Source organism: Mycobacterium heidelbergense (assembly GCF_010730745.1).
GTDB classification, from domain to species: domain Bacteria; phylum Actinomycetota; class Actinomycetes; order Mycobacteriales; family Mycobacteriaceae; genus Mycobacterium; species Mycobacterium heidelbergense.
The window spans coordinates 1,342,618-1,360,574 of the sequence record NZ_AP022615.1 but is presented as its reverse complement, the minus strand read 5'-3'; the positions used below and the strand labels follow the sequence as shown (position 1 = coordinate 1,360,574).

The 17,957-nt window shown below is 71.3% G+C and carries 19 protein-coding genes; 9 read left to right on the top strand and 10 right to left on the bottom strand.

The window, feature by feature from the left end; genetic code table 11:
* Positions 1-94 precede the first annotated feature (94 nt).
* The 3 genes from G6N25_RS06495 to G6N25_RS06485 are packed head-to-tail and all read left to right on the top strand — an operon-like array spanning position 95 to position 3,976.
* Positions 95-1,675: a cytochrome c biogenesis protein ResB gene (locus tag G6N25_RS06495; RefSeq protein WP_083074530.1), complete on the top strand. Its 1,581-nt coding sequence runs from the start codon at positions 95-97 to the stop codon at positions 1,673-1,675.
* Positions 1,672-2,643, top strand: coding sequence for a c-type cytochrome biogenesis protein CcsB (ccsB, locus tag G6N25_RS06490; RefSeq protein ID WP_083074531.1), 972 nt, complete (start codon positions 1,672-1,674; stop codon positions 2,641-2,643). Before G6N25_RS06495 ends, ccsB begins: the two co-directional genes overlap by 4 nt.
* 37 nt (positions 2,644-2,680) lie before the next feature.
* The gene (locus tag G6N25_RS06485; protein WP_142272674.1) at positions 2,681-3,976 is read left to right on the top strand and encodes a MinD/ParA family ATP-binding protein; all 1,296 of its coding nucleotides are present in this window, start codon (positions 2,681-2,683) and stop codon (positions 3,974-3,976) included.
* A 5-nt stretch (positions 3,977-3,981) separates the two neighbouring features.
* On the opposite strand, the gene G6N25_RS06480 is transcribed toward G6N25_RS06485, so the two are convergent.
* Positions 3,982-4,134: a hypothetical protein gene (locus G6N25_RS06480; protein WP_142272675.1), complete on the bottom strand. Its 153-nt coding sequence runs from the start codon at positions 4,132-4,134 to the stop codon at positions 3,982-3,984.
* 46 nt (positions 4,135-4,180) lie between these two features.
* On the opposite strand from G6N25_RS06480, the gene G6N25_RS06475 reads away from it, so the two are divergent.
* A complete protein-coding gene (locus G6N25_RS06475) occupies positions 4,181-4,519 on the top strand; it encodes a DUF4229 domain-containing protein (RefSeq protein ID WP_083074532.1) in 339 nt (112 codons plus the stop codon).
* Between the two features lie 22 nt (positions 4,520-4,541).
* Here G6N25_RS06475 and G6N25_RS06470 read toward each other — a convergent pair whose 3' ends face one another.
* Positions 4,542-5,414 (bottom strand): 1,4-dihydroxy-2-naphthoate polyprenyltransferase, encoded by an 873-nt coding sequence (locus tag G6N25_RS06470; RefSeq protein ID WP_083074533.1) that lies wholly within the window; start codon positions 5,412-5,414, stop codon positions 4,542-4,544.
* Between the two features lie 34 nt (positions 5,415-5,448).
* Here G6N25_RS06470 and G6N25_RS06465 point away from each other — a divergent pair, with 34 nt between their 5' ends.
* Both G6N25_RS06465 and G6N25_RS06460 read left to right on the top strand, forming a co-directional pair.
* Complete coding sequence (locus tag G6N25_RS06465) at positions 5,449-6,225, top strand: S-methyl-5'-thioadenosine phosphorylase (protein ID WP_197745671.1); 777 nt, start codon at positions 5,449-5,451, stop codon at positions 6,223-6,225.
* A complete protein-coding gene (locus G6N25_RS06460) occupies positions 6,222-7,250 on the top strand; it encodes an NAD-dependent epimerase/dehydratase family protein (RefSeq protein ID WP_083074535.1) in 1,029 nt (342 codons plus the stop codon). Before G6N25_RS06465 ends, G6N25_RS06460 begins: the two co-directional genes overlap by 4 nt.
* Here the strand turns inward: G6N25_RS06460 and G6N25_RS06455 are convergent.
* The gene (locus G6N25_RS06455; RefSeq protein WP_083074536.1) at positions 7,247-8,698 is read right to left on the bottom strand and encodes a DUF7937 domain-containing protein; all 1,452 of its coding nucleotides are present in this window, start codon (positions 8,696-8,698) and stop codon (positions 7,247-7,249) included. The two genes, G6N25_RS06460 and G6N25_RS06455, sit on opposite strands and share 4 nt — an antisense overlap.
* 254 nt (positions 8,699-8,952) lie before the next feature.
* Between G6N25_RS06455 and G6N25_RS06450 the strand changes: the two genes are divergently transcribed.
* The 3 genes from G6N25_RS06450 to G6N25_RS06440 are packed head-to-tail and all read left to right on the top strand — an operon-like array spanning position 8,953 to position 11,890.
* The gene (locus tag G6N25_RS06450) at positions 8,953-10,557 is read left to right on the top strand and encodes a hypothetical protein (RefSeq protein ID WP_083074537.1); all 1,605 of its coding nucleotides are present in this window, start codon (positions 8,953-8,955) and stop codon (positions 10,555-10,557) included.
* A gap of 17 nt (positions 10,558-10,574) precedes the next feature.
* Positions 10,575-11,231: a glycosyltransferase family 2 protein gene (locus G6N25_RS06445; protein ID WP_083074538.1), complete on the top strand. Its 657-nt coding sequence runs from the start codon at positions 10,575-10,577 to the stop codon at positions 11,229-11,231.
* On the top strand, positions 11,228-11,890 hold the full coding sequence (locus G6N25_RS06440) for a TIGR04282 family arsenosugar biosynthesis glycosyltransferase (RefSeq protein WP_083074539.1): 663 nt from the start codon (positions 11,228-11,230) through the stop codon (positions 11,888-11,890). Before G6N25_RS06445 ends, G6N25_RS06440 begins: the two co-directional genes overlap by 4 nt.
* A gap of 143 nt (positions 11,891-12,033) precedes the next feature.
* Here the strand turns inward: G6N25_RS06440 and G6N25_RS06435 are convergent, their stop codons facing one another.
* From G6N25_RS06435 to G6N25_RS06405, 7 genes are all read right to left on the bottom strand, one after another.
* The gene (locus G6N25_RS06435; RefSeq protein ID WP_083074540.1) at positions 12,034-13,386 is read right to left on the bottom strand and encodes a hypothetical protein; all 1,353 of its coding nucleotides are present in this window, start codon (positions 13,384-13,386) and stop codon (positions 12,034-12,036) included.
* A gap of 11 nt (positions 13,387-13,397) precedes the next feature.
* Positions 13,398-14,474, bottom strand: a complete 1,077-nt coding sequence (gene menE, locus G6N25_RS06430) for an o-succinylbenzoate--CoA ligase (RefSeq protein ID WP_232065930.1) — start codon at positions 14,472-14,474, stop codon at positions 13,398-13,400.
* Positions 14,475-14,542: 68 nt separating this feature from the next.
* Positions 14,543-14,845 (bottom strand): DUF3349 domain-containing protein, encoded by a 303-nt coding sequence (locus G6N25_RS06425; RefSeq protein WP_083074542.1) that lies wholly within the window; start codon positions 14,843-14,845, stop codon positions 14,543-14,545.
* A gap of 53 nt (positions 14,846-14,898) precedes the next feature.
* Positions 14,899-15,198: a hypothetical protein gene (locus G6N25_RS06420; protein WP_083074543.1), complete on the bottom strand. Its 300-nt coding sequence runs from the start codon at positions 15,196-15,198 to the stop codon at positions 14,899-14,901.
* Positions 15,195-16,451 (bottom strand): inorganic phosphate transporter, encoded by a 1,257-nt coding sequence (locus tag G6N25_RS06415; RefSeq protein WP_083074544.1) that lies wholly within the window; start codon positions 16,449-16,451, stop codon positions 15,195-15,197. The genes G6N25_RS06420 and G6N25_RS06415 overlap by 4 nt, the downstream gene beginning before the upstream one ends.
* Before the next feature lie 97 nt (positions 16,452-16,548).
* Entirely contained in the window at positions 16,549-16,953 is a 405-nt protein-coding gene (locus G6N25_RS06410) for a VOC family protein (RefSeq protein WP_083074545.1), read from the bottom strand.
* 21 nt (positions 16,954-16,974) lie between these two features.
* A complete protein-coding gene (locus G6N25_RS06405) occupies positions 16,975-17,859 on the bottom strand; it encodes an SDR family oxidoreductase (RefSeq protein ID WP_083074546.1) in 885 nt (294 codons plus the stop codon).
* Between the last annotated feature and the right edge of the window lie 98 nt (positions 17,860-17,957).

The window sequence follows — 17,957 nt, the reverse complement described above, 5'->3', positions numbered from 1 at the left end:
AGAATCGCACAAAACGGCGCGTTTTGGTGCGATTCTGCGTCTGCTCGCGGCTCTTGGCGCACGGGCGCGCAACACCTGGCGCGCGCTGACCTCCATGGGCACCGCGCTGGTGCTGCTGTTCCTGCTCGCGCTGGGCGCGATACCCGGCGCGCTGCTGCCGCAGCGCAGCCTCAACGCCGGCAAGGTCGACGACTACCTGGCGACCCATCGGGTGATCGGGCCCTGGCTGAATCGGCTGCAGGCCTTCGATGTGTTCTCCAGCTTCTGGTTCACCGCCGTCTACGTGCTGCTGTTCGTCTCGCTGGTCGGCTGCCTGACCCCGCGGATGATCGAGCACGCCCGCGGCCTGCGCGCCACCCCGGTGGCGGCCCCCCGCAACCTGGCCCGGCTGCCCAAGCACGCCGCCGCGCGCGTCATCGGCGACCCCGAAATCCTGGCCACGACCGTCGTCGGAAGGCTGCGCGGCTGGCGCACCACCACGCGGCGCGATGACGCCACCGTCGAAGTCGCCGCCGAGAAGGGCTACCTCCGCGAATTCGGCAACATCGCCTTTCACTTCTCGCTGCTGGGTCTGCTGGTCGCGGTGGCCGTCGGCAAGCTGTTCGGCTACGAGGGCAACGTCATCGTCATCGCCGACGGCGGCCCCGGCTTCTGCTCGGCATCGCCGGCCGCGTTCGATTCGTTCCGCGCCGGCAACACCGTCGACGGCACGTCGCTGCGTCCACTCTGCCTGCGGGTCAACGACTTTCAGGCGCACTACCTGCCGTCGGGGCAGGCCACCTCGTTCGCCGCCGACATCGACTACCAGGCCGGCCACGACCTGACGGTCAACACCTGGCGGCACTACCTGCTGGAGGTCAACCACCCGCTGCGGGTCGGCGGCGACCGGGTGTACCTGCAGGGCCACGGCTACGCGCCCACCTTCACCGTGACCTTCCCGGACGGGCAGACGCGCACGTCGACCGTGCAGTGGCGCCCCGACAACCCGCGGACCCTGCTGTCGTCGGGGGTGGCGCGCATCGACCCGCCCGCCGGCAGCTATCCCACCGCCGCCGAGCGCCGCGACCACGAGATCGCGATCCAGGGCCTGCTGGCGCCGACCGAGCAGCTCGACGGCGCCCTGCTGTCGTCGCGGTTCCCCGCGCTGAACGCCCCGGCGGTGGCCGTCGACGTCTACCGCGGCGACACCGGTCTGGACACGGGACGGCCGCAGTCGCTGTTCGCGCTGGATCCCCGGCTGATCGAGCAGGGCCGGCTGACGAAGGAGAAGCGGGTCAACCTGCGCGCCGGCGAACAGGTGCGTCTCGATCAGGGGCCGGCAGCGGGTACCGTCGTCCGCTTCGACGGGGCCGTGCCGTTCGTCAACCTGCAGGTCTCCCACGACCCGGGCCAGACCTGGGTGCTCGTCTTCGCCATCACGATGATGGCCGGGCTGGTGGTGTCGCTGCTGGTGCGCCGCCGCCGGGTGTGGGTCAGGCTCACCGCGGCCGGCGGCGAGGCGGCCGGTACGGTAAACGTCGAGCTGGGTGGCCTGGCGCGCACGGACAACTCGGGGTGGGGCGACGAGTTCGAGCGGTTGACCGAGCGGCTGCTGGCCGGGCTCGGCGAGCCCGGCGCCGCCGGCCGGGCCGAAACCCCCACGTCCAGAAGGAGTTCTCAGGTGGACGTCACATGAACACCCTGCACGTCGACATCGGCCTGGCCCGCTACTCCGACTGGGCGTTCACCTCGGCCGTGGTGGCGCTGGTGGTCGCCCTGCTGCTGCTGGCCTTCGAGCTGGCCTACGCCGGGAGCCGCCGGGTGGACCGGCGCGTGCTGGCCGGCTCGGTCGCCGCCGACAGCGCCGTCCCCGGCGTCGTCGAGGACACCGACCAGCGGCCGTTCGACGAGCGCGTCGGGCGGGCCGGGCTGGCGGTGGCCTACCTTGGCACCGGGTTGCTGCTGGCGTGCATCGTGCTGCGCGGCCTGGCCACCCTGCGGGTGCCGTGGGGCAACATGTACGAGTTCATCAACCTGACCTGCCTGTGCGGCCTGGTGGCGGGCGCCATCGTGCTGCGCCGCCCGCAATACCGCCCGCTGTGGGTCTTCCTGCTGGTGCCGGTGCTGATCCTGCTCACGGTGTCCGGGCGCTGGCTCTACACCAACGCGGCCCCGGTGATGCCCGCGCTGCAGTCCTACTGGCTGCCCATCCACGTGTCGGTGGTCAGCCTGGGTTCCGGGGTGTTCGTGGTCGCCGGCATCGCCAGCATCCTGTTCCTGCTGCGCACGTCGCGCTTCGGCGATCCCGGCCACGAAGGGGCGCTGGGACGAATGGTGCAGCGGCTGCCCGACGCGCAGACCCTGGACCGCATCGCGTACCGCACCACGATCTTCGCCTTCCCGGTGTTCGGCTTCGGGGTGATCTTCGGCGCCATCTGGGCCGAGGAAGCGTGGGGCAGGTATTGGGGCTGGGACCCCAAGGAGACGGTGTCGTTCGTCGCGTGGGTGGTCTACGCGGCCTACCTGCACGCCAGGTCGACCGCGGGATGGCGGGACAGGAAGGCCGCCTGGATCAACGTCGTGGGGTTCGTGGCCATGGTCTTCAACCTGTTCTTCGTTAACCTGGTGACTGTGGGCCTGCATTCCTACGCGGGCGTGGGCTGACAGTTAGCAACCGACGCAGGTAGCACAACAAGGGGGAGTGCACGTGTCCGACCATCCAACGACCGGCGTGGGGGCGCCCGATCAGCAGACCACGCAGGTGCCTCGCCAGCCGGCGCCCCAGGAGCGCACCGCCGAACCGCCGGCGGAGCCGGGCGCCGAAGCGCCGACCCGGGCCTTCGCCGGATTCCGCACCGAGCGGCGGGTTCCCGGGCCCGAGCGGCGGCAGACGGCACCCCCGCCCGCGGGGATGCCACCCTGGGATTCGACCCCGGTTACCGGCATCCCGCGCGTCGACCCGACCGCGTACGGGGCCTACTACGACGGCCCGGCCGAGGCTTACAACGGCCCGGCCGAGGCCCCGGCGCCGTACCGCCCCGAGCCGCTGCCGCACACGCCCTATCCGGAGCTGTCCACCGGGGTGCTGCTGCGACCGGTCAAACCGCCGCCATCGGAGGGTTGGCGCCGGACGGTCTACGAGCTGTCCGGTCACCTGATCAACTTGGGGGAGAGCCCCCGGGCCGCCCGCCACAACAACCTGGTGGCCCAGGTCAACCGGCCCTTGCGCGGTTGCTACCGGATCGCGTTGCTGTCGCTGAAGGGGGGCGTCGGCAAGACGACGATCACCGCGACCCTGGGGTCCACCTTCGCCGCCATCCGCGGCGACCGTGTGGTGGCCGTCGACGCCAACCCCGATCGCGGCACCCTGAGCCAAAAGATCCCGCTGGAGACGGCGGCGACGGTGCGTCAGCTGCTGCACGACGCCGGAACCGTCGAGCGCTACAGCGATGTCCGTCGCTACACGTCGAAGGGCCCGAGCGGGCTGGAGGTGCTGGCCTCCGAGACCGATCCGGCCGCCTCGGAGGCGTTCAGCGCCGACGACTACGCCCGCACCCTGGAGATCCTGGAGCGGTTCTACGGCCTGGTGCTCACCGACTGCGGCCCCGGCCTGCTGCACTCGGTGATGTCGTCGGTGCTGGAGAAGGCCGATGTGCTGATCGTGGTCAGCTCGGGATCCATCGACGGCGCGCGCAGCGCCTCGCAAACGCTGGACTGGCTGGACGCCCACGGCCACGGCGAACTCGTCCGCAATTCGATCGCGGTCATCAACGGGGTGCGTCCACGCACCGGCAAGGTCGACATGAACAAGGTGGTCGATCACTTCTCGCGGCGCTGCCGCGCGGTGCGGCTGGTGCCGTTCGACCCGCACCTGGAAGAGGGCGCGGAGATCAGCCTGGACCGGTTGCGGCGGGGCACCCGCGAAGCGCTCGCCGAGCTGGCCGCCGCCGTCGCCGAGGGGTTTCCCGGCGATCAGCGCAACCCGGGTCTGGTCTAGGGGCGTTAACGATCTCCGTGGCCCAACCGCCGCAAGAACTCTGGATCGTCGTCGGGTCCGATCACGCGGGTCTTCGGCCGGTTGGCCTGTGACCGCGCCGCGCGCCAGCCAACGTAGATCAGCGTTCCCAGAATCAGGATGAGCAGCAGGTAGAGCACTCAACACCTCCTTTGAGCGAATATACCCGCGCCGTAGGCTCGGGTTGTGTCAGAAAGACCTAGCGACAACGGCACTGGCGATGGCCCGGCGCAGCGCGCCGGAAATCGTGTGGTGGTCGACGTCTTGCTCTACGCGGCGGCGCGGTTGGCGCTGGTGGCCGTGCTTACCGGCGCCATCTGCGGGGTCGCGCGGCTGCTGGGGGTCACCCAGTTCCCGGTCGTCGTCGCCGCGTTGTTCGCCCTGATCATCGCGATGCCCCTGGGCATCTGGCTGTTCGGCCCGCTGCGTCGGCGCGCCACCGTCGCGCTGGCCGTAGCCGGCGAACGCCGGCGCCGGGAACGCGAGGCGCTGCAAGCCCGGCTGCGCGGCGAGGACCGGGACTGATGGCGCCCGCGCGGGCGCACGGTCAGTGCGCCAGGGCCAGGGCGGCCGCCACCGCGGTCGCCCACACGATCATCGCCAACCCGGTGTCACGCAGCACCGGGATCAGCTCGGGCCCGCCGCGGCCGGATCGCACCGGACCCGCGGCGCGCAGGGCCAGCGGCGTGGCCGCCAACCCCACCGCGCACCATGGCGTCGCCGCCATGAGGACCAGCGTCAGGACTCCGGCGGTCGCCAGCAGCGCCTGGTAGAGGACCCGGGTGCGGGCATCGCCCAGCCGCACCGCCAGGGTGATCTTCTGCGACCGCGCGTCGGTCGGGATGTCCCGCAGGTTGTTGGCCACCAGCACCGACGACGACAGCGCGCCGATCGACACCGCCAGCGCCAGCCCCACCCAGTCCACCCGCAAGGCCTGGGTGTACTCGGTGCCGAGCACGGCGACCAGCCCGAAGAACACGAACACCGCGACCTCGCCAAAACCCGCGTAGCCGTACGGCTTTGACCCGCCCGTGTACAGCCACGCCCCGGCGATGCAGGCCGCGCCGACCAGGATCAGCCACGGCGCGCTGAGCAGCGCCAGCGCCAGCCCGGCCGCCGCGCCGACCGACAGGCTGGTCACGGCCGCCGTCAGCACCGATCGCGGGGTCGCCAGCCGCGAGCCCACCAGCCGCACCGGGCCGGCCCGGTCGTCGTCGGTGCCGCGGATGCCGTCGGAGTAGTCGTTGGCGTAGTTGACGCCGACGATCAGCGCGACCGCGACGGCCAGCGCCAGCAGCGCCTTCCACCACACCGCGGAGTGCAGCCACGCCGCGGCGCCGGTGCCGGCGACCACCGGCGCCACCGCGTTGGGCAGCGTCCGCGGTCGCGCGCCCGAGATCCACTGCGCAAAACTGGCCACCAGGGCATCCTGCCCTATGCGCCACAATGGGCGGATGCTCGGAGTGATCGGCGGCAGCGGCTTCTACACCTTCTTCGAGTCCGACCTGCGAAGCATCGACGTGGACACCCCGTACGGCCGGCCCAGCGCCGCGGTCGCGATCGGCGCCGTCGGCGAGCACGAGGTCGCGTTCCTGCCCCGGCACGGGGCGACGCACCAGTTCTCCGCGCACACCGTGCCGTACCGCGCCAACATGTGGGCGCTCCGCAAGCTCGGCGTGCGGCGCGTCTTTGCCCCGTGCGCCGTCGGCAGCCTGGACCCGGTGAACGGTCCGGGCGCGGTGGTGGTGCCCGACCAGCTGGTCGATCGCACCACCGGCCGCGCCGACACCTACTTCGACTCCGGGGCGGTCCACGTCGACTTCGCCGATCCGTACTGCCCGACCCTGCGGGCCGCGGCCACCGGCCTGCCCGGCGTGGTCGACGGCGGCACCATGGTGGTGATCCAGGGGCCGCGCTTTTCCACCCGCGCGGAAAGCCGGTGGTTCGCCTCCGCCGGGTTCGGCCTGGTCAACATGACCGGGTACCCGGAGGCCGTGCTGGCCCGCGAACTCGAAATATGCTATGCGGCAATCGCTTTGGTGACCGATCTGGACGCCGGTATCCAGGCCGGCGACGGCGTGAAGGCCGCCGACGTGTTCGCCGAATTCGAGAAGAACATGGGCGCGTTCAAAAGGCTGATGCGCGCGGCGATCGGCCGGGTCGCCGCCGAGCGCACGTGCACGCACTGCCAGCCGCACACCGGCGTCACGTTGCCGGTCGAGCTGCCGTGAGGGTGCTGCTGACCGGCGCGGCCGGTTTCATCGGGTCGCGGGTGGACGCGGCGCTGCGCGCGGCGGGTCACGACGTCGTCGCCGTCGACGCGCTGCTGCCCGCCGCGCACGGCCCAAACCCGGTGCCGCCGGCCGGATGTCACCGGGTCGACATCCGCGACGGCGACGCGCTGGCGCCGCTGCTGGACGGGGTGGACCTCGTGTGCCATCAGGCGGCGATGGTGGGCGCCGGCGTCGACGCCGCCGACGCCCCTGCCTACGGCGGCCACAACGATTACGCGACCGCGGTCCTGTTGGCACGGATGTTCGCCGCCGGGGTGCGCCGCCTGGTGCTGGCGTCGTCGATGGTGGTCTACGGGCAGGGCCACTACGCCTGTCCCGAACACGGGTCGGTCGACCCGCCGCCGCGGCGGCGCGCCGACCTCGACGCCGGGATCTTCGAACACCGTTGTCCCGCATGCGGGGTCGACGTGACGTGGCTGTTGGTCGGCGAGGGCGCCGCGCTGCGGCCGCGCAGCCTGTACGCGGCCAGCAAGGCCGCGCAGGAGCATTACGCGCTGGCGTGGTCGGAGGCGACGGGCGGTTCGGTGGTGGCGCTGCGCTACCACAACGTCTACGGGCCCGGGATGCCGCGCGACACCCCGTATTCCGGGGTGGCGGCGATCTTCCGCTCGGCGCTCGAAAGGGGTGAACCGCCAAGGGTTTTCGAGGACGGCGGTCAGATGCGTGACTTCGTCCACGTCGACGACGTGGCCGCCGCCAACCTCGCCGCCATGGGTGATCGAGACGGCTTCACCGCGGTCAACGTCTGCTCGGGACAACCCATCTCGATCCTGGAGGTGGCCACCGCGCTGTGCGACGCGCGAGACGGCTCGGTCACGCCCGTGATCACCGGACAGTACCGCGGCGGCGACGTGCGCCACATCGTCGCCGATCCGAGCCGGGCCGCCGAGGTGCTGGGTTTCCGCGCGGCCGTCGACCCGCACCGGGGCCTGCGCGAATTCGCTTTCGCGCCTTTGCGTTAGCTCCTTCCCGCCGGGTGTTGCGGCGGCCGGAAGATCCTGGGCTGGTGGACGGGGACCTGCCGCGCGGCGGCGCGGCGGCCTCGGCGTCGCGGCCGTCGATCGCCGAGGTGGCCGGCGACGATCGCCGCCGCGAGGATGCACAGGGCGAGCGCGCACAGCGCCACATCGAAGGTGCTGGTGATCTGCTGGGCGAGGTTGTTCCCGTAGACCGGATTCGCCGCCGGCGCACCGGGCGATTCCGCGAAACGCGGCGCCAGCGCGACGCCCACGACGACGCGCGAGATGCTCAGCGTGGCGACGAGCCCGCACAGCGACGAGATCAGTCTCGCGGAGACCGAGTCGTTGCCGAGGTTGATGCGCAGCCAGATCGCAAGGACCGCGGTGGCCAGATCGAACGCGGCCAGCACCAGGCTGTCGTAGCGCGAGAAGGGGTAGCTCAGGGTCACCCCGACGGCGAGGTCGGTGAGCCTCATGGCCACCGACCCCAGGCACCATACGATGATGAGCAGCAAGCCATTTCGGGCCGCCGCCCGCCACGCGTTCTCCTCGGTCGGCGACGTGTCCCGGCGGGCGGACAGCGCGAAGAGTGCCGAGGGCGCGAAGATCGCCCCGGCCGCCGCCCACGCCAGATAGCCCTCGAACCCGACCCCTGCCGTCGACGTGTTCTGCGCTATGCCGTGGAACGCGTCGACGTCACGGCCCACGGGAAGGACCCACACGAGGGCCCCGGCGACCAGGGTCGACACGCCGAGCGCGACCGTCGCCAGCCGAGAAGCCTTGGTGCTGCGCAAAAGCCACCTCGACCCCACCAGAACGGCGATCAACGCCACCGCGCCGTACACCACCGCGGTCGCGATCACCGCGATGTTCTGCTTGCCGAAGTCGGCCGAGCCGCCCGTGCCGTGCAGCGCGTACCGCACCCGCCAATACAGGTTGAAGGCGAAGCTGAGCGCGGCGCCCACCATCGACGCGTAGCCGATGATCCGGACGGGCCCGGACGTGCCGTCCTCGGGCGCCGGGGCGGTGATCGCCGGTCGCGCGCTCAGCAGCAAGCCGGCAATCCCCAGCCAGGCGCCCGGCCCCACGCCGCCCGGCACGTTCACGGTGCCACCGGACCGGACCGTCTCGACCGCGTCGAACACGACGAAGCCAATCACCAGCAGCGCGTAGGGGACGTTGAGCGCCAGCCGAAGCCGGCCCGCCACCGCGCTCGACGACCTCCAGGAACCGGCCGCGGCGACGGAAACCAGGGACAGCAGCGTCACCGCGAACAGCGCGGCCAACAGGGCCTTGTTGCTGCCGGGTATTCCGATCCCGAAATACAGACTCCACGGCAACACCAGCGCGACGACGAGCAGGGCGGCCGCGGTCAGGTCGCCGACGACGTTCCACCGCCGCGTCTGCCCGCGGATGGGACCGGTCGGGGCGTCGTCGCTGCTCTGGCTCACGGTGACCCCCGGGTGTCGAGAAGGGTTATCGGCGAGGTGGCTTCGGTGGCCAGGCGGGGGAACGCCCTGCCGCACCGGTCGCGTTGCTCACTTGGAAACATAATCTCCGTTCGGGCGGCGCGGCAGTGCCGAGAACGTGCGCTTCGCGCATGGGCGAACGTTGTCGCCCGAACGACTGTTACTGCCGACGGTATCGCAGTGTAATGATGCCGGGACATGCTGGTCGTGGGGTAGCCAGCCGAAGGAGAGCCGGGATGGACGTCGTTTTGGGGGTTGCGGTGACAGGCCCCGTTGCCCGCCTGGCGCTGGTCGGGCCGGGCGGGCGAGGCGCTGACGTCGTCGATCAATCCGTCGTCGACCTGGCCGACAATCCGATCTCCACGCTGGCCGAAACCGTGCTGGGCACGAATCGGCTGCTGGCCGACGAAAACCATCGGCTGGTCGCCACCCGGCTGTGTTGGCCGGACGACGCGAAGGCGGACCAGCTCCGCCGGACGCTGGAAGATTCCGGCGTCCACGATGTCGCGGTGCTGTCGGAGTCGCAGGCCGTGACGGCGTTGATGCGCGCGGCGGGCCGGGCCGGCGGTGTGTTGGTGGTCGACGACGAGACGGCGACGCTGTCGGTGGTGGGTCCGGCCGGTGACGGGGACGCGCCGCCGACCCTGCTGGCCAGGGAGCCCCTGGGGGGCGGCCCCGGCGCTGACGCCACCGCCGCGTTGGACACGATCATGGCCCGGCTCAACGACCGGCCCGGCGCCGTGGAGGACGTCTACCTGGTGGGCGCATCCGCCGAACTCACCAGGGTCGCCGACCAGCTTCGCGGCGAGTCGACCATGCGGGTGGAGGTCCCCGACGACCCCACCTTCGCGCTCGCCCGCGGCGCGGCGCTGGCGGCCATGCCCTTGGCGGCGGCAGCGGACGCGACCGCGATGGCGCCGGCCGCCGGGCCGGCTGCCGAGGAACCGCAGCTGGCGTACTCGCAGGCCGACGATGCCGAAGCGTTTCCCGGTGGGCTCGACGAGTACGGCGACGGCGACGTCGACTTCGATGAAGCCGAGACCGGGCCCGCGCGGCTCAGCAGGCGATCGTTGCTGATCGGCAATGCCGTCATCGCCTTTGCGATCATCGGATTCGCGTCGTTGGCCGCCGCGGTCGCCATCGCCATCCGGCCGGCGGCGAGCCAACAGCCGGTGGTGGGACACCAGAACGCCGCGCCGGGCAAGTTCATGCCGCTGTTGCCGACGCAGCAGCAGGCGCCGGTGCCGCCGCCCCCGCCCGAAGCGCCCAACGCCGGATTCCAGGGCGGCACCCTTCCGGCTCCCGCCGGCGGGGGCTCGGTTCCACAGCAGCCGCCCGTCGTGGGCGGCCCACCGCCGGTCGCCCCCGCCCCGGTCGGTCCGGAGACGCCGGGCACCCCCGGTTTCGTGCCGAACCCGAACCCGGGTGTGCCGATTCCGATCCCGATCATCATCCCGTTCCCCGGCTGGCACCCACCGAACCCGCCCCCGTATACGCGCCCGACGGCGCCGCCCACGACCACGTACTCGCCTCCGACGACGACGTACTCCCCGCCGACGACGACGCACGCGCCGCCAACCACGACGTATTCGCCGCCGACGACGACCTACTCACCCCCGACCACCACGTATTCACCCCCGACGACGACGTATTCACCGCCGACCACCACGTACTCTCCGCCGACCACCACGTACTCTCCGCCGACCACCACGTACTCTCCCCCGACCACCACACAGGCGCCGCAGCCCACGCACACGCAAACGCAGCAAACCCTTCCGCCCCAGACGCATTCGCAGCAGCCGGCGACCCCGCAGCAGCCTCACACCCGTCACGGGTTCTGATCGCGGGCTCTGGGGTCATGCCCGACGACACGGTCACGGTGGTGCTGCCCTGCCTCAACGAGGAGGAGTCGTTGCCGGCGGTGCTGGCGGCCATTCCGCCCGGCTATCGGGCGCTGGTCGTCGACAACAACAGCACCGATGACACCGCGGCCGTGGCGAGCCGCCACGGCGCTCGCGTGGTCGCCGAACCACGGCCCGGGTATGGCTCGGCGGTGCACGCGGGCCTGGTCGCCGCGACGACCCCGATCGTCGCGGTCATCGACGCCGACGGCTCGATGGACCCGGGCGACTTGCCACGGCTGGTCGCCGCGCTCGACGAGGGCGCGGACCTGGTGATCGGCCGGCGCCGGCCGGTGCCCGGGCTGCACTGGCCGTGGGTGGCCCGGGTGGGCACCGCGGTGATGAGCTGGCGGCTGCGCACCCGGCACGGCCTGCCGGTGCACGACATCGCGCCGATGCGGGTGGCCCGGCGGGAGGCGCTGCTGAACCTCGGCGTCGGCGACCGACGATCGGGGTATCCGCTGGAGCTGCTCGTGCGCGCGGCGGCCGCCGGCTGGCGCGTGGTCGAGCTCGACGTCAGCTACGGTCCCCGCACGGGCGGCAAGTCGAAGGTCAGCGGTTCGCTGCGGGGCAGCGTCACCGCGATCCTGGACTTCTGGAAGGTGATTTCGTGAGCGTCCTGCCGGTGACGATGCTGGTGGTCGCCAAGGCGCCGGAGCCGGGCCGGGCCAAGACGCGGCTCGCCGCGGCGGTCGGTGACCGGGTCGCCGCGGAGATCGCGGCGGCCGCGCTGCTCGACACGCTGGATGCCGTGGCCGCCGCGCCGGTCGCGGCGCGCGTGGTGGCCCTCACCGGCGACCTGGCCGCGGCGGCGGGCGCCGCCGAGATTCGCCAACGGCTCGAGTCCTTCACCGTGATCCCGCAGCGCGGTGACGGCTTCGCCGATCGCCTCGCCAACGCCCACGCCGATTCGGCTGACGGCTATCCGGTGCTGCAAATCGGAATGGACACACCGCAGGTAACCGCCGAACTGTTGACCGATTGCGCGCGTCGGCTGCTCGGCGCGCAGGCGGTGCTGGGGTTGGCCCACGACGGCGGTTGGTGGGTGCTCGGGGTGGGGGCGCCGACGATGGCCGAATGCCTGCGCGCCGTCCCGATGTCTCAACCCGACACCGGCGAACTCACGCTGAAGGCATTGCGCGACAACGGAATTGACGTCATACGTGTGCAGCGGCTGACCGACATCGACGTCGTCGACGACGTCGCCGCGGTGCGCCTTGCCTGCGGACCCGCCAGCCGCTTCGCGCGGGCCACCCGCGCGGCCGGCCTCTGAGTCATCGCCGAGCCTGTAAATCAGCAGACAAAGTGCGAGTGCGGGCCTGCAGAATTACAGTCTCGACGAGACGAGACGAGACGAGACGAGACGAGACGAGACGAGACGAGACGAGACGAGACGAGACGAGCGCGCAGGCTCGCTCACCAGTTCGTGACGATGACGCTGTTCACCAGCAGGGCCCCGGCGGCGTTGAGCGCCAACCACAAACGGTGCGACCGCACCGGCAGCAGCGCGGGCGCCGCGGTGAGCCAGACGGTGAACGGCAGCCAGATCCGTTCGACCTCGGCCTTGCTCAGCATGCTCAGGTCCGCACAGACGATGGCCGCGAGCATGGCCAGCAAGACCAGGTGGAAGCCGGAGCGACGACGAAGGGCGGCCACGTCGACCGCGCGGCCGATTCCGGCGACGCTGCCCAACCCGATCGCGCACACCACGCACGCCAGGTTGGCCCAGCCCCAATACGCAAATGGCCGATCCCTGGCGATCCCCTGCCAATAGCGTTGCTGCACAAGCGCATAGCCGTCGAACCAGTAAAACCCCACAACGGCGAAGGCCACCGCCACCGCCACCGCCGCCAGCGCCGCCGGGCCGAGCGCCCGCAGCACCGCTCGCCAATCGGACGCGGATATCAGCACGGCCAACGCGGGCAACCCCAGCAGGATCAGGCCGTAGTTGAGGAAGACGCTCCAGCCCAGCAGCAGGCCGGCGGTGGCCGCGACCAGAGCGGCGAACCGAACCGGCCGGCGCACCGCCACGGCCAGCAGCGCGAGGCCCCACGCCGCGACCCCGGCGAAGTATCCGTCCGCCGAGACCGCGACCCAGATCGCCGTCGGCGCCACCGCGACGAACGGCGCGGCACGTCGCGCGGTCTGCTCGTCGGCCAGCGCGCGCACGGCGATCACCACGGCCGCCGCCGCGCTGGATCCGGCCAGCAGGCACAGCAGCCCGGCCCAGGCGCCGCCGTGCAGGCCGGTGCGGTCCAGCCAGACGAACGTCAGCAGGGCTCCCGGCGGATGCCCCGACACGTGGGTGACCCAGGAGTCCGGTTGATAGTCGAGAATCCGGCTGGAGAAGGTGCGCAAAGCGGCCGGGATGTCGGTGACGGTCGGCACCTGCGACAGGTACTCGTCCCGGGTGGTCAATCGCCCGGCGAAGCCGCGCTGCCAGCCGTCGATCATGGCGAGCGCAAACGCCCAAAGACACGCGGTGGCCCAGCTGCCCAGCGTCAGCGTCCGCCACGAAAGGCGTTGCGCGACACGCGGTCCCCACACCACGGCGGCCACGGCGATCAGGATGGCCGGCCCGGTTCCCCAGCTGGCGTGGATCTCCCACGCCCCGAAGATCGGCGCGGCCCCGGCGTGTGTGGCGAACCGCTCCTGGCCGACATCGAGCCGCGGCCTGACGCCCCAGTGCAGTCGCGGCAGCACGAACGCCGCCGCCACCAGGACGACCCCGACCGCGACGGCCAGTGATTCCCGTCGCGCGACCTTCACGGTCGTCCAGCCTATTGACCGCCGCCGAACCGGCGCATCAACGCCGCGCGGTCGACCTTGCCGATGCCGCGGCGCGGCAGCGCGTCGACGACGTGCAGCTCGCGCGGCGCGGCGGTGGCGTCCAGGGTGCGCGCGACGTGGGTCCGCAGCGCCTCCAGCGTCGGAGCGTCACGGCCCTCGCGCACCACGACCGCCGCGACCACCCGCTGCCCCAGCCGGTCGTCGGCGACACCGAAGACCGCGCAGTCGCCGACGGCGGGATGGGTGCGCAGCGCGGCCTCGACCGGTTGCGGCAGCACCGTCAACCCGCCCGTGCTGATCGCGTCGTCGGCGCGGCCCAGCACGGTCAGCACCCCGGAATCGTCGACGGCGCCCAGGTCGTCGGTGCGAAACCAGCCCGGCTCGGCGAACGGGTCGGGATCGACCGGGTTGCGGTAGCCCTTGGCCAGCGTCGCGCCGCCGACCACGACGCGCCCGTCGTCGGACACCCGCAGCCGCACCCCGTCGAGGGGGACGCCGTCGTAAACGCAACCGCCCGCGGTCTCGCTCATCCCGTAGGTGCGGACCACCGCGATGCCCGCCGCCGCGGCGGCGTCGAGGACCGGCCGCGGCGCCGGTCCGCCGCCCAGCAGCACGGCGTCCAGTTCGGCGAGCGCACCCGCGGCCGCCGGGTCGGCGAGCGCCTTGGCCAGCTGGGCGGCGACCAGCGACGTGTAGCGCCGGCCCGAGCCCAATCGCCTTACCGCGCTGGGCAATTCGGTGACGTCGAAGCCTGCGGTGACGTCCAGCTCGACGGGCGTCGAGCCGGCGAGCAGGCTGCGGACCAGCACCTGCAGGCCCGCGATGTGATACGGCGGCAGCGCCAGCAGCCAGCCGCCCGGCCCGCAGAGACGGTCGTGCGTGGCCGACGCGCTGGCGGTCAGGGCGGCGGCGGTCAGCAGGGCGCCCTTGGGTGTACCGGTGGTTCCCGACGTCACCGCCACCAGGGCCACGTCGTCGTCGATGGCCTCTCCCACGCGCAAGCCCACCCGTAAGCCCACGTCATCGGCCGGCACCGCGACCAGCGGGGGATCGCGGCCCTCCAGCACCCGCTCCAGCGCGGGCATCAGCGACGAGACGGCGGAACCCGATGCGACGCCGAGCGCGCGCAGGACGGCTATGCGTGATCCTCGGCGTCGCGCGGCTCATCGAACGGCCACCCCTTGGTGGCCAACCGCGCCCGCACGCGCTCGATATCTTCCGGCGACGGCAGCTCGTCGGTGATCTGGGTGATCGCCACACCGATGTCGATGTTGTCGAAGCAGCCCCGCTCCATGAGTTCCTGGGCCACGGCCTTGACCTCGTCGTTGCCCAGCCGGCGGGTCAGCAGCGCCAGCACGGCGAAGGTGTCGGTCGGCGGCACGCCCTCCGGATAACCCGCGCGCAACCACGAGACGACCGAATTGAGGAATCGGTTCACGGTGCTATCTCTCCGCGCGGGGGATCGGCAGTTCGGTGGACAACGATTCAATGCTACTTGGGTTTGGCTCCTAGGAAAGCCTGGCCGGTCTGATGCGCGATGAAGTCGCGGGAAATGTACAGCAGCGCGAAGACGATCACCGCGACCACCACCGCGTAGATCAACCACGCGACCGCCAACAGCGCCGGATTCTTCTGGGGTGCCCTGCCGTCGGTGGTGCCCTGGCCCGCGCCGACGGCCTGGAACCGGAGCCCGAGGGCGAACAGCCCCGGGAGCGCGGCGCCGGCCAGCAGGGAGAAGACCAGGATCCTCAGGGAGGCCTGGTAGTTGAACCATTCGCTGAAGTGGCTCATGAGATGTTCCCCGCGCTAACCGTGGGGTCGTCGGACCCGGAGCGCGACGGCGTCTTCGCCGCCGGGGTGCCTGCGGTGGGGCCGGTATCGCTCGGCGGCGCATGGCCGTCCGCGTCCTCGAGGCCGGCGGTGAGGCTGCCTTCCCATTCGGCGTTGACGTTCTTGTGGTCCACCTTGACCCTGCGCGACCGGATGTAGATGACGGCGGAGACCGCGACCAGCAAACTGAAGCCGATGATCGCGCCGGGGTATCCCCCGATGAGGTGCACGATCCAATAGGTGATCGCCCCGACCAGCCCGGCCAACGGAAGCGTGACAAGCCACGCGGTCACCATCCGGCCCGCCACGCTCCAGCGGACCTCGCCGCCGGGCTTGCCCAGCCCGCTGCCCAGCACCGAACCGGTGCAGACCTGCGTGGTCGACAGCGCGTAACCGAAGTGGGTGGACAGCAGAATGACTGCGGCCGAAGACGATTCGGCGGCCATGCCCTGCGGCGACTTGATCTCCACCAGCCCCTTGCCCAGGGTGCGGATGATCCGCCAGCCGCCCAGGTAGGTGCCCGCCGCCATGGCCAGGGCGCAACCGACGATGACCCACAGCGGCGGCGCCGCGGTGCTCTTGCTGATCGACCCGTAGGACATCAGCGCCAGGAAGATGATGCCCATCGTCTTCTGCGCGTCGCCGGTGCCGTGCGCCAGCGAGACCAGCGAAGCCGAGCCCCACTGGCCGTACCGGAACCCGGCCTCGGTCCGGTTGGTGTCGAGGCCGCGGGTGACCCGGTAGACCAGCCAGGTCGCGATCGCCCCGACGGCGATGGCCAGGATCGCGGCGACGACGGCCGGGATCAGCACGTGGGACACGAGGCCCTTCCAGAGCACCCCGTGCCCGCCGACGGCGGCGATCGTGGCACCGACGATGCCGCCGATCAGCGCGTGGGAGGAGCTGGACGGGATGCCGAGGAGCCAGGTCAGCAGGTTCCAGACGATGCCGCCGACGAGGCCGGCGAACACCAGTTCCAGCGTCACGATGTGCCCGTCGATCAGGCCCTTGGCGATGGTGGCCGCGACGGCGGTGGACATGAACGCGCCCACCAGGTTGAGCACCGCGGACAGCGCGACGGCGGCCTTGGGCGCCAGCGCGCCACTCGCGATGGAGGTTGCCATCGCGTTGCCGGTGTCGTGGAAGCCGTTGGTGAAATCGAAAGCGAGTGCCGTGATTACGACAATGATCAAGAGGAACAAATCGATGTTCACAGCGCCTGATTCTGGTAGTTGGAGGATTAAATTGTCGAATGGAGAGATAGCTCAAACGCAGGTGTACCGTGACTTGTCGTCAGATGTTAGCTCTTCGTTAACCGGACGTACCCGCTTGGCCGCGAGTGTCGCGGCGAAGCGGGTGATCTCCGGGGACCTCGACGAAAATGAGCGTGATTCCGTCCGGATCCATCACGTGCATCTCGCGCAGGCCCCAGGATTCGCGGCGCGCCTCGCGGGCGATCGACACGCCCCGGCCCTGCAGCTCGGCCTGGGTCGCCGCGATGTCCCGGACCTGGAGCCACAGCGCACCGGGGAAGGGTCCCCGGGAGTGGTCGGGGGAGCCGTAGCCGGCCAGCTCCAGCAACGACTGGCCCGCAAAAAACACTGTGCCCCCGCCGTATTCGCGGGCTATCGCCAGTCCGATCTGGTCGCGGTAAAAGCCCAGCGACCGCTGATAATCCGCCGGCCGAAGCAGCATCCGGCTGGCCAGGATCTCCATAGCCTCGTGTCTATCACGTCTTCAGCGCGCCGGCTGGATGCTTTGCCGCTGCATGAGCGTGTTGACCCAGCGGGGCCCGAAGGTGTCCAGCGCCTTGGCCGCGATCGCCATCCGCGGTGCGATCCGCACCGGCCGGGTGCGCGCCGCGGTCACCATCCACTCGGCGGCCTCCTCCGACGTCAGCGCGGGCATGCCCTCGTAGGCCTTCGTCGGCGCGATCATCGGGGTGGCCACCAGCGGGTAGTACAGCGTGGTCGAGTGCACGCCCTTGCGGCCCCATTCGGTCTCGACCACCCTGCTCACCGTCGACAGCGCCGCCTTCGACGCGTTGTACACCGAGAACAGCGGGGAGGCCTCCGACAGCACGCCCCACGTCGAGACGTTGATGATGTGGCCGTCGCCGCGCTCGAGCATCCCGGGCGCGAACCCGCGGATCAGCCGCAGCGGCGCGTAGTAGTTGAGCACCATGGTCCGCTCGACGTCGTGCCAGCGTTCCAGCGACTCGGCCAGCGGCCGACGGATGGACCGGCCGGCGTTGTTGATCAGGATGTCGACGCCGCCGATGCGCTTCTCGACGTCGGCGACCAGTCCGTCGACGGCGTCCATGTCCGAGACGTCGCAGGGAATCGATATCGCGGTGCCGCCCGCTTTGGTGATCCGGTCCGCCAGGGCGTCGAGCAGGTCGCCGCGGCGGGCGACGACGACCACCGTGGCGCCGCGGCGGGCCAGCTGCTCGGCCCCGGCCTCGCCGATGCCCGACGACGCCCCGGTGAGCAGGATGCGCTTGCCGTCGAGGTCGACGGGTTTGATCGCGGGCCGGTTGACCAGCACTTGCGGCGCAATGGGCGGCCGCATGGTGGCCAGCACGATCTGGTCGGTCAACCGGCGAAGCGGACTCTTGCTCACAGGTGGCGAGTGTAGGCGGCGCCCGCCACCGCCGGCCCCGAGCGTCACGCCAGCGTGGCTCTCGCGCGCGAGAGCCACGCCAGCGTGACGCTCGGCGA